Raw genomic sequence first — 11687 nt, 5'->3', positions numbered from 1 at the left:
TATGTATATTAGTTTTCTTATCTTTTAGGTACAGTAAAATAGACTGTAAATCCTCCCCCCTGTGCTGGTTCGGCATTGATGCGACAACCGCGTCTTCCGGCAAATTCATCATGATCACGGATAATTTGTTTGCATATCAAGTATTCAGTTCCGCGCAACTCACCTTTTTCCCCCGAAGTCATACGTGCCAGATTCGGATAAAACAACAGGTTCAGTTCTTCTACGTGTTTTTCACGTCTTCTGTCTGTAAACAGGAAACGAATGTATTCTCCGTCTGCGACAGCTTTTAATATCAACTCTCCATCCTGATGGAAAGAGAGGGCTTCATCAATCAGGTTTTCCATAAGAAAACGCAATTGATTGATATCTCCTATTACTTTAGCTTCAAGAGGCTCTATAGCCATCGTTATCTTATTAGCACCCCCTTTACCAGCTTTCTTGAAATACTTACCGGCATATGCCATTATATCGGCAACCGGAATTGTTGTTCTCCGAAATGTAACCTCTTCCAACTGACGTGAAACACACGAACTCAATATCGTAAAAATACCTTTATAATATTCTATCAGCTCACTAATGGTCTCTACACTCTCCTTCTCTTCCTCTTCTGAGAGGGACTGCACATTCAACCTGCCGATGATCTGTTTGATTTTATTCGGATAATAAATCGTTTCATGTTTAATGGTCGAAAGGCAATTATCCAGTACCATGTTCTGTACATGCAGCATACTGTCTTCCCATGAAGCTCTTCTTGTTTCTTCATGTGCTGCTTCAATATCGCGGTATTTCGTAGCAAGCCTGACAACTGCATTAAAAACCACAATGCCTACATATCTGGAGATCAATTGAAACAGCAGGCGGTCTGCCTCTTGCATGCTTTCTTCCTGCCTTTCCAAATATAATACACCCACACACTGATGTTCACCTCCCGCATCGACCAGCAAAGGCAATGCTTGCATGTCTTTGTCCGAAAGATAAGACTGACAGTCAAAACATTGTTGTACAATTTCCGGAGTCACATTCATGCGAGGACTGGAAGCAAACTCAAGCCGATGTCCCATTTCGTTATATACAGCAATGCCTAACCTCTCTATGGTCAAAAGTTCGTTTACCGAGTCAAAAGCTTCATTTACAATTCTCTGTGGTATCTCTTTCAGCGTATCTTCTTCGCGTTGCAAAGCTTCTGCCGATTCTTGCGTACGTGTCAGTGAAGAGGCAAATACTTTTTTGTTAATCTCCAGGACTTGCTCCAGATTCAGGCGGTTCAGGAGCCGTTTGCGCATGTACAAAAGATAATAGCCGCAAAGAGAAACCACTAACAAAAGAATACACAAAATAATCCCTACTGTCTTATTAGTAGTCGACCGTTCCAGTTGACGGCAATAACCTTCCAGAGACTGATCTTCTCCAGTCAGTTTATATAATGCCGTATAAGCGACATTATTGTAATTATATGCATCCAGTTTTTTGAGACCTAAGAAAGCGACTGACGCTTCGTTTCGCACATCCAATATCACATGGAAATCGGTATTGAACGGTTCCACCCACCATTCCAGTTCGGCCGGTACTCCACTCCCCACCAGTTTCATATATCGTTGAGGATGGCGAGCATACTTTTTATAATGTGCATTCAGTCGGTTTAGTGCCGAATCGGCATACTGCAAAGCGAGTTCAAAATTTTCTATCACATTACAATAGTACACTGTATCAGCAAAGCGGGAAGCTTCGTCTAATAAACGTTCGTATTCCTCTTCAGCTACCAAGGTTACGGAGTCGACAGGGACATCTTTCAGTTTCTCCGGCATCGGTTCATCCTGACAAGAGAAGAAACTGCAAGATATGATCAGGTATAGCCAGATCCCGAAGATCTTACGTATCCCGGGAGGCAACCGGAAATAGAAGCGACTTCCTTTACCCGGTGTGCTCTCTACGTTAAATGTACACACCCTGAACAAGTCGTTGGTCTTTTTGTATTTCTCAATAATTCCCTTACAGTTCATCAGTCCGAACCCACTGCCTTTACTGCGTTTCAGTTCTTCTTGATCCGTACTTTCTTTCATCCCTATCGATTGAGAATCATAGACTTTCTCACCGATAATTTTCGTTATATCTTCAGACGAAAGTCCCCGTCCGTTATCCTCCACAGAAATCTCCACATATTCATCGGTCGTCCCAGCATATATCTTTACGGTACCTCCCTCCGGGGTATATTTGCGGGCATTCTCGGCCAGTGTGTTAATCATAAACAAGGTCAGAGCTTTATCCGCCTTTACCAATGCCCCTGTCGGTTCTATTTCAAGCCTCTGCTTCTTCATTTCAAAAGCTTTACGCCCTTTGCCTATTAACTCAAACAGTTCGTTCAGCTCAAAATTTTCAATATTCAGGCTAAGTGAACCTTGTCTCATTTTAATCCACAACGCCAATATATCATTGTATTCATTGATAGTAGTGACCAGTTCGTCAATGTACTGGTACTTCTCTTTTTTTATCCGGTCGTCATTAATAAAGCCTTTTTCCGTCAGCTTGTGGACTTCGTTAATAATCCGATCTATATACGGATTGATTCCGTCTACGATAGCCAGGCAGGATTTTTTTATCAGGTTCTGACGTTTGTTTCCGGCGATGTGCTGTTCATAAACATACCTTTGTTTTTCCAGCTTATTTCGTTCATCACCCAATGAAATAAATGTCATTCCATTGTCTAATGCCCAAGCAATATAAGGAGTTATTACTTTCACCAACGCCTGTTCGTCTTTATTCAGCCGATGGCGGGTAAAGAGAATCAAAATACCGATAGGATCTGTTTTATCGGGTACATATAAATTAAAGTCGGCTCTTATACCAATCTCGCTACCCGGCTTTACTTCAGTTTCCTGTTCACTTTCACATTCTTCGTCAAACTTAATTTCTCCAGCTTCTTCATCCCTCACCCCGATTCTGATTCCTGTCGCACTAAACAATTGTTCCATATCCGGCAATATCGATCCAGCGATGGCACGTACAATCTCACTTTCATCCGCCACATCAGCCGGGATAGAAGCGGTGATTTTCTGACAGACATCCAATGTTTGTTTCAAACGGGCAATATGGATGCGGTTTCGTACTTTCGATCTTTTGTTGAACAGCCAAAACATGACAGCAACCAGTACGAGCCCTATAACTACGAAAAATAATACCACATTCAACTGTCTGGATTCTTGTTCCAGAGACAGGTAACGACTCTCCAGTTCCTTGTCTTGACGGGTATATCGCAAGATATCCAGATAGACATTTCTATTATAATCCGAAGCCGGTTTCATACCCAGACACGCAAATGACACACTCAACTGTTCACGTATTCTGGAGATCCATTCCGGCACAGTTTTCACCTTTTCTTTCCCAAGCCAGGTTACTTCAGTATATGCCACATCTTTGTTTGGGACAAACACCTCCAGTTTATCAAGTGTATCTGCTACAGAATGGTAATATGTTATATGGTGCTGGTTCACGCAATCCAACGCTTTTGCCAACGTGTCCAGCGCTTCTGCATAGCGCCCATGAGCATTCAGATATTTGCCGATTGATACATAGGCACCCGCTATTTGATAAAGGTCGTTATATTTGCGAAAACGTTCCAGTGCCATTTGTCCTAATCTCAACGGCAACAATGAATCTACAGGCATACCGAATCTTGTCAGAGCATGCGAACGCCTGTTCAGGAATAATTCATAACTACCCGGAGATGCCATCAGATTGGCAAGCCCCTGCAAGCCATTTCCTTCGAAGTATAAATATCCTTGCTCCGATGCCATTTTCCAAGTGGTATACAGTTCATCAAACTCTTCAAGCTTCCGGTCTTCCGGTGTTTTCCCCTCACATAAACCGGCTGAACCTTTGATATAATGAAAATAGAGAATTTGGTTTGTATCGGCTGCCAACTCCTCGTTTTGCCGTATTTCGTTCAGCGAAGCCATCGCCTCGGCACGTTGTTGCAGATAGTAGTAATAAACCGCTGAAACGATAAAAAACTCTGTAAAAGCATAATTCAACCGGGCACTTTCGTGACGATCTATAAACAGGTTACTTTCTTCATCAATCCGCTTCATTCTCCGGATTGCACTATTCCTGTAATCATAGAACTCTTTATTCATAGCTGTCCGCTGATAAATTTTCATCAGTCCGATATCAGCAATCAAAAGCTCCAGTTCATTTTTCGTCAGATTGTAGACCTCTTTATACAAACGTTCCGCATTATCAAAATCCATCCGCATGAAAGCGCAGAAAGCAAGATTATTGGAGGCTTCCGCTTTTCCCTGCTGGTACATGCTAACCTCTTTATAGGCCTGCGACGCAGCCCGGCAAGAAGAATCCAGATTTCTATATCGATAAGTATATGCCAGTTGGTTTAGCGAATCGATATGCTGTACCTCCTTGGTTGGAGCTGTATCGACACAAGAGAAGAATGTCGTTAGCAACAACACACAAAAAAGCACTATAGGCAAACGCGGATTCATTTCTTTTCGGATACAATTAGTGTTCAGGTAGCAAAACTACAATTTTTTCTACAATAAGTCTTTTAAAATGCCCAGATAATTCATACCTTTGCGCGCAAATTATAACCAATAGGTAACAACTATTACACACAATGAGCGAAAAAGCACCCTTTATGGTATTCTCGGGAACTAATTCGAGATACCTGGCAGAAAAAATCTGCGCAAGCCTCAATTGTCCTTTGGGAAACATGAATATCACCCACTTTGCTGATGGTGAATTTGCAGTTTCTTATGAAGAGTCAATTCGTGGCGCACACGTATTCCTGGTTCAGTCCACTTTCCCTAATTCTGACAATTTGATGGAACTTCTTCTGATGATCGATGCAGCCAAGAGAGCGTCTGCAAAGAGCGTCGTTGCAGTTGTCCCCTATTTCGGATGGGCACGTCAGGACAGAAAAGATAAACCACGTGTTTCTATCGGCGCAAAGCTGGTAGCAGACCTGCTTTCAGTTGCAGGCATCGATCGTCTGATCACAATGGATTTGCACGCAGACCAGATTCAGGGCTTCTTCAATATTCCGGTGGATCACTTGTATGCTTCGGCCGTGTTCCTCCCCTATATTCAGTCATTGAAGCTGGAAGAACTCGTAATTGCAACTCCCGACGTCGGTGGTTCAAAAAGAGCAAGTACATTCTCCAAGTATTTGGGTGTACCCCTGGTTCTCTGCAATAAGTCACGTGAGAAAGCAAATGAAGTAGCCTCTATGCAAATCATCGGCGATGTAAAAGGTAAAAACGTAGTATTGATTGACGATATTGTTGATACAGCCGGTACTATTACAAAAGCCGCCAACATCATGCTTGAAGCCGGAGCCAACTCAGTACGCGCCATTGCCAGTCACTGTGTAATGTCCGATCCCGCATCATTCCGTGTTCAGGAGTCAGGACTGACTGAAATGGTCTTCACCGACAGCATTCCTTATTCTAAAAAATGTGTCAAAGTAAAACAGCTGAGCATTGCCGATATGTTTGCCGAAACAATTAAACGTGTAATGAACAACGAATCCATCAGTTCACAATACATTATCTAAGAAAGATAGGATAAAGGACAATAAAAAAACGTAGAACTTTCAGTTCTACGTTTTTTTATTTATGCTTATCTCTGCTCTGTCTATTGTTCCAGTCGTCCGAATTTGTAAGTTCCTTTACGGATTACTTTTCCGGTACTATCTGTTTCTACAAACGGTCCATTTTTCTTACCTTGCTTGAAGAAGCCTTCATAACGATTCCCGTTTTTATCTTCTTCCACTCCATTGCCTTCCTGCAATCCGTTCACAAATCCACCTTTATATTTGGTACCGTTTGTCAAAGTAAGAGTACCTTTACCATTAGGCTGGTTATTCTTCCATTCTCCCTCGTACACATCCCCGTTGCTCCATTTATAGGTTCCATGTCCGTTACGCTTGTTATCTTTCCATTCACCTTCATATACGGCACCGTTAGCCCAGGTAAACGTACCTTCACCATCCTGCATGCCATCTTTGAAGTTACCTACATATTTGTCACCATTAGCATGATAATATATACCGGAACCGGTACGTTCGCCCTGCAGATATGAACCTTCATAGCGGTCGCCTCCCAGAAAGAAGATACCTTTTCCATGTTGCAAGTCGTCCTTCCAGTCACCCACATATTTTTCACCGTTTGTATATTCAAAGGTTCCTTTACCTTCACGGACATCATTTTTCCAGTCACCGTCATATCTACAACCGTCATTCCATTCCAATACGCCTTTACCGTCTTTTTTATCATTTTTCCAGTCGCCCACGTATTTGGAACCGTCTCTCCAAGTGTATGTTCCTTTACCTTCACGTTTGTCGTTCACCCAGTCACCCACATATACGTCTCCATTATGGTAATACATCGTTCCCGGCCCGTGCTGATAATCCTGAAACCACATACCGTCATAACGGTTATTGTTCATAAAATAGTAGATCCCGTTGCCATGTTGCTGGTCCTGGTACCACTGTCCTTCATACCGTTCACCGTCTGGGAAAGTATAAACTCCGAATCCCTCACGCTTACCTTTTACGTACTCCCCTTCGTAAACGTCGCCATTCTTAAAAATAGTCTTACCTTTACCGTTTGGCTTACGTCCCTTCATTTCTCCGGTATATACGGAGCCATCCTTAAACGTGTAGTTTCCTATTTTAATTTCAGTAGAGAAGGTGTCCCGCACTTTGCTGAAGAATCCACCTTTATTTTGTGCGACAGCACTCCCTTGCGAAAGAGCCGCTAAAATGAGTGCTGTATAGATGTATCTTGTTGTTTTCATTTGGCAAATATACAATTTATACACTAAAGCTGCTTTCTTTTGACGCATTTTTATGCTAACTTTTTACCTGCAATGACCTCTTTTAAATTCTCTTTGCACAAATAACGACCTGCTAACTCCCGTATTTCTTCCGGCGTAACCTCCTTCACAGCTTGTAGCGAGCGGGCAAAATAAGCATCATCCAAACCGGAAGTAAGGATAAACATCCAAGCGTCAGCCAGTGAGAAAGGTGATTCATAATTCCGGCACATCTCTCCAAGCATATAGTTACGTACCATGGCCAGCTCCTCCGGTGCCACCCGGTCATTCTGCAATTTATCGATCTCCTTGTAAACTTCCTGTATCAACGGTTCTACATATTCATTCGCTGTCTCCGTGCTGATGCCAAGCAGGCCACTACCCGGATAGAACATGATCCCGGCAGAAATTCCATAGGTATATCCTTTATCTTCACGAATATTCGACATCAATCTACTGCCGAAATACCCCCCGAACAGAGTGATCAACACTCGTAGTTTCAGATAATCGGGATGTGTTCGCAAGATAGTTGTAGTTCCCAATTTCACCGCACTCTGCATTGCATCTTCTCTTTCCGTGAAAATACGCTTCTCCGGGACCGCAACAAACGGATATTCTTTCTTAACCAGCCTTTGCTGATGATTGCCAAACGGAACCGTACCGAATGCAGCTTCTATACGGCGGGTAATTTCGTCCGTTACTTTACCGGAAAGGTAAATATAGCAATTTCCCGAATGATAATACGTATTATAAAACTCACGCAATAAGTCTGGAGTTATGTTATGATAGTCTGTCTCCTCCACATAGCGTCCGCATGGATGTTCTTCACCATAAAGTGCCCTCAGTAGACTCCTGTGTGCCAGAAAATCCACTTTTGACGTATTAACCAAATACTGCTGAATATTGGCATCTATTACCGTATTCAGCTCTTTTTCCGGAAAAAGCGGCTCTTTGATAATCGATTCAAGCACATCGAGCGTTTCGGCAAAATACTTATTCAGTGAGTACAGTGTGACATATGCATATTCCGCCGAACTGGATAGTTCGAGCCATGCCCCGTAATAATCCAGCCTTTCAGCAATCTCTGCTGCGGTATATTTCCGGGATCCTTCACGCAACATACGGTTCGCAAACAATGCCTGTAGTTTTTTCGACTGTTGCCAACGTCCGCCACCAAACAAAATGTCAACGCGTACCACATCCTGTTCGCCGGCATTGATAACCGTCAACGGTACTCCGTTCGGCATTACCGTACGTTCCGGAGGAAGGATGTTGAACTGAACTAATTCCTGAATTTCGGGTTGAAGTGTCCGGTTCATAATAAATTATTTTTCTGTAAAAACTTCTCTGCCTCTTCCAGGTCCTGAGGTGTATCGATCCCGATTGTCTCTACTTCACTGATTCCGACTTTAATGGTATACCCGTTTTCCAGCCAGCGAAGTTGTTCCAATGATTCAGCCAGCTCCAACGAAGACTGTGGGAGTGAAGTTATCTCTTTCAGTACTTCTGTTCTGTATGCATATAGTCCGATATGTTTATAATAAGTGTGATTTTTCAACCAATCTTTTTTATCCGCGTTACGTTGGTACGGGATCACAGACCGGCTGAAATACAATGCATTCATGTTCTTATTCAGTACTACCTTCGGAGAATTCACATTTTCCAGCACGGCAAGCTCGTCATCTGCCGGAAAGGGTTTCACTAAAGTAGCAATCTGTGTAGACACATCTTCAAAGCAGGCTTTTACAGCTTTCAGCTGCGAAGGCTGAATAAAAGGTTCATCTCCCTGTATGTTAACCACTACATCAAAGTCCCCGCCTATCTTTGTACAAGCTTCATAACAGCGGTCTGTTCCACTTTTATGGTTAACAGAAGTCATTATTACCTTGCCGCCAAATGCTTTTACAGCAGCTTCGATCCGTTCGTCATCCGTGGCTACATAGGCATCATCAAGTACACCGGCCACTTGTTCATATACACGTTGTATCACCGTTTTTCCTCCCAGCATAGCCAATGGTTTTGCCGGGAAGCGGGTAGAAGCATAACGTGCGGGAATTATTCCTAAAAATTTCATATTTCTTATATTTAGTTGCGAGCCATAGGCTACTTCAGTTCTTCAAGTCCTTTGAGAATATAGTCTCTTTTCAAGTCTTCCGGTTTCAATACCCGGTTATCAAAAACGAGTAAGTCGATATCCAGACAAACCTTTTCCCTCTTTTTGTCTTCCTTCTCTCTTCCAGCCTCCTTTTCGATTGTTTTCAACTCTTTCACCACCCGTTCGGCGTCCGCATCAGTATAGAAGCGAGCCACTTGGTTAGAGAATAATGCCGGATTACGAAAGAATAACGGCCTTGTTTCCTGCTCACCCGTAAAGCGGATGGAGGGAAACAGAGCCGTCAGCCTCCTGCGGGCAAGAAGGAGATTCTCCTTCCGGTTATAATTACTTCCGATACAAATCAGACAGGAGTGCATCACTGACTACGTTAATTGAATAAATCGTCCAGTCCCGATGCCGGTTCATCTATGATGCTGTCCCCCGAAATACTGAAGTCTTTGCACGGGTCAAATCCGTCAGGGAGTTTAAAAGTCTCTTTCGGATCATATCCCAATGTCTGGTCTGCATACACCTTATGCATGTATTTTGTCCAGATGGGCAATGCCAGCGCAGCACCCTGCCCGTCTTTCATATAGTCAAAATGGATATCCCGTTCTTCACCGCCTACCCAGCAACCGGATACCAGTGAAGGAGTGAATCCCATAAACCATCCGTCCGAGTTGCGCTGAGTCGTTCCGGTCTTACCACCCATATCGGCTGTTATTCCGTACCTGCGGACACGTCCTCCTGTACCTTCATTGATTACGGCACGCAGCATTACCAGCATCTTATAGGCACTCGATGCACTGATCACCTCTTCCATCTGTGGCGAGAAGGTGGACAACACATTGCCTTCACTGTCTTCTATTTTGGTCACAAACAAAGGTGCTACCCGAATTCCCTTATTCGCAAAGGCTGTATAAGCACTGACCATCTCTCCTACCGAAATTTCGCACGGACCAAGACAGAGAGATACTGTAGGTTGAATTTCTTTATTGCGTACCCCGAAAGTGTGGATCAGACGTGCCAACGCATACGGGTTCAGTTTACTCATCAAATAAGCCGATATCCAGTTATTTGAGTTGGCAAGTCCCCATTTTAAAGTTACCATTTCACCATAATGTCCTTTCGAAGTATTCTTCGGTGACCAGGGCTTTCCATTTTCATCAATAAGGGTGATTTCCACGTTGCGTGTTTCATCGCAGGGAGAGAATCCGTTTTCCATTGCCAACGCATATAGATAGGGTTTAATAGTAGATCCCACCTGTCGGCGCCCCACCATCGCCATGTCATATTGGAAATAAGTATAGTTCGGCCCACCCACATATGCCTTTACCTGTCCGTTTATCGGATCCATCGACATAAATCCGGCACGCAGGAAGTGTTTATAATAACGGATGGAATCCATTGGAGTCATAATGGTATCTTTTTCACCGTGCCATGTGAAGACTGACATCGGCTCCGGCTTGTCGAATGCCTTCTTGATCTCTGTTTCCGAGGCCCCGGCTGCTTTCATGCTCTGATAACGGCTGGTCTGCTTCACTGCCCTGTCCAGAATGCGGTCAATCTCTTCTTGAGTCAATTGATTGCTGTACGGAGCTTTTTTGCGTCCTTTCTTCTCTTTGAAGAACAGAGGTTGCAGATAGTCTCCGATATGCTCTTCCACTGCCTCTTCGGCATAACGCTGCATGTGCGAATTGATGGTTGTATAAATTTTCAGCCCGTCCGTATAGATGTTATAGTTCGAACCGTCCTTTTTCTTATTTTTCTCACACCAGCCATACAACGGATTCATTTCCCAGTCGATCGAGTCTTCATAGAACTTTTGCATCTGCCAGCCACGATAGTTACTGCGAACGGGTTTAGAAGCACTCATCACACCACGCAGATATTCGCGAAAATAAGTAGCTAATCCTTCTTTATGGTCCACCCGGTGGTATACCAGCTCCAGCGGCAGGTTCTGCAACGAGTCACACTCCTCCTCCGTGATATATCCGGCTTTTCTCATCTGGTCGAGTACAGTATTCCTTCGTCCACGCGAGCGCTCATTAAAGCGTACCGGATTGTAGAGTGAAGGATTCTTACACATACCGATCAGCGTAGCCGCCTGTTCAACTTTCAAGTCTTTCGGTTCACATCCGAAATAGGTATAGGAAGCTGTTTTGATTCCTACTGCATTGTTCAGAAAGTCAAACTTATTGAGATACATACTCAGAATTTCCTCTTTGGTGTAATATCGCTCCAATTTCACGGCTATCACCCACTCTATCGGTTTCTGAAACAGACGTTGCAGAGTGTTTTTGGCAACTTCATCTGTGAACAGCTGCTTGGCAAGTTGCTGCGAGAGCGTACTACCTCCACCTGCGTTTTTCTGCATCAATAATCCACGTTTCACTACAGCGCGTATCAGTGCCTTGGCATCAATGCCCGAATGTTCGGCAAAGCGTACATCTTCCGTTGCTATCAGTGCATTGATGATGTTAGGTGAAAGTTCATTATATGAGGTATATACACGATTCTCCTTACTAAGCGACCATGTTCCTAAAACCTTACCGTCCTCCGAAAGAATTTCGGTGGCAAACTTGTAATTTGGATTTTCCAATTCTTCCACAGGAGGCATATATCCAATCCATCCATAAGCGATAGAAGCAAATACTGCAATTCCTGCCAGCACCATCAGTGCAAAGAAAATCCAAAGGCCTTTTACTATCTTCTTAACCATTTTATTCCGTAGTTTTATTCGAAGTTGCAAAGATAATCATTCCCT

General features: G+C 43.5%; 7 protein-coding genes. 1 reads left to right on the top strand and 6 read right to left on the bottom strand.

Features of this window, described 5'->3' with window-relative positions:
• Positions 1-17 precede the first annotated feature (17 nt).
• A complete protein-coding gene (locus tag ISX59_RS01725; RefSeq protein ID WP_220575593.1) occupies positions 18-4493 on the bottom strand; it encodes a DUF5113 domain-containing protein in 4476 nt (1491 codons plus the stop codon).
• Positions 4494-4624: 131 nt separating this feature from the next.
• Here ISX59_RS01725 and ISX59_RS01720 point away from each other — a divergent pair, with 131 nt between their 5' ends.
• Positions 4625-5563, top strand: a complete 939-nt coding sequence (locus ISX59_RS01720) for a ribose-phosphate pyrophosphokinase (RefSeq protein ID WP_005777652.1) — start codon at positions 4625-4627, stop codon at positions 5561-5563.
• Between the two features lie 80 nt (positions 5564-5643).
• Here ISX59_RS01720 and ISX59_RS01715 read toward each other — a convergent pair whose 3' ends face one another.
• The 5 genes from ISX59_RS01715 to ISX59_RS01695 are packed head-to-tail and all read right to left on the bottom strand — an operon-like array spanning position 5644 to position 11642.
• Positions 5644-6807, bottom strand: a complete 1164-nt coding sequence (locus ISX59_RS01715; RefSeq protein WP_220575592.1) for a phosphatidylinositol-4-phosphate 5-kinase — start codon at positions 6805-6807, stop codon at positions 5644-5646.
• Between the two features lie 50 nt (positions 6808-6857).
• Positions 6858-8144, bottom strand: coding sequence for a pitrilysin family protein (locus ISX59_RS01710; RefSeq protein WP_005777648.1), 1287 nt, complete (start codon positions 8142-8144; stop codon positions 6858-6860).
• Complete coding sequence (gene kdsB, locus ISX59_RS01705; RefSeq protein WP_005777647.1) at positions 8141-8899, bottom strand: 3-deoxy-manno-octulosonate cytidylyltransferase; 759 nt, start codon at positions 8897-8899, stop codon at positions 8141-8143. The genes ISX59_RS01710 and kdsB overlap by 4 nt, the downstream gene beginning before the upstream one ends.
• A 29-nt stretch (positions 8900-8928) precedes the next feature.
• Positions 8929-9297: a 2-amino-4-hydroxy-6-hydroxymethyldihydropteridine diphosphokinase gene (locus tag ISX59_RS01700; protein ID WP_005805998.1), complete on the bottom strand. Its 369-nt coding sequence runs from the start codon at positions 9295-9297 to the stop codon at positions 8929-8931.
• An 11-nt stretch (positions 9298-9308) separates the two neighbouring features.
• Entirely contained in the window at positions 9309-11642 is a 2334-nt protein-coding gene (locus ISX59_RS01695) for a transglycosylase domain-containing protein (protein ID WP_220575591.1), read from the bottom strand.
• Positions 11643-11687: the final 45 nt, after the last annotated feature.

This window comes from Bacteroides sp. FSHCM14E1, assembly GCF_019633785.1.
Taxonomy (GTDB): domain Bacteria; phylum Bacteroidota; class Bacteroidia; order Bacteroidales; family Bacteroidaceae; genus Bacteroides; species Bacteroides hominis.
Note: the sequence above shows the minus strand (reverse complement) of the source record. Positions and strands in the feature narration are given on the sequence as shown.

Bases quoted from the DNA above. Each gene is read 5' to 3' on its own strand.
- ISX59_RS01710 (WP_005777648.1), bottom strand. From the start codon at position 8,144: ATGAACCGGACACTTCAACCCGAAATTCAGGAATTAGTTCAGTTCAAC.
- ISX59_RS01715 (WP_220575592.1), bottom strand. From the start codon at position 6,807: ATGAAAACAACAAGATACATCTATACAGCACTCATTTTAGCGGCTCTT.
- ISX59_RS01725 (WP_220575593.1), bottom strand. From the start codon at position 4,493: ATGAATCCGCGTTTGCCTATAGTGCTTTTTTGTGTGTTGTTGCTAACG.
- kdsB (WP_005777647.1), bottom strand. From the start codon at position 8,899: ATGAAATTTTTAGGAATAATTCCCGCACGTTATGCTTCTACCCGCTTC.
- ISX59_RS01700 (WP_005805998.1), bottom strand. From the start codon at position 9,297: ATGCACTCCTGTCTGATTTGTATCGGAAGTAATTATAACCGGAAGGAG.
- ISX59_RS01720 (WP_005777652.1), top strand. From the start codon at position 4,625: ATGAGCGAAAAAGCACCCTTTATGGTATTCTCGGGAACTAATTCGAGA.
- ISX59_RS01695 (WP_220575591.1), bottom strand. From the start codon at position 11,642: ATGGTTAAGAAGATAGTAAAAGGCCTTTGGATTTTCTTTGCACTGATG.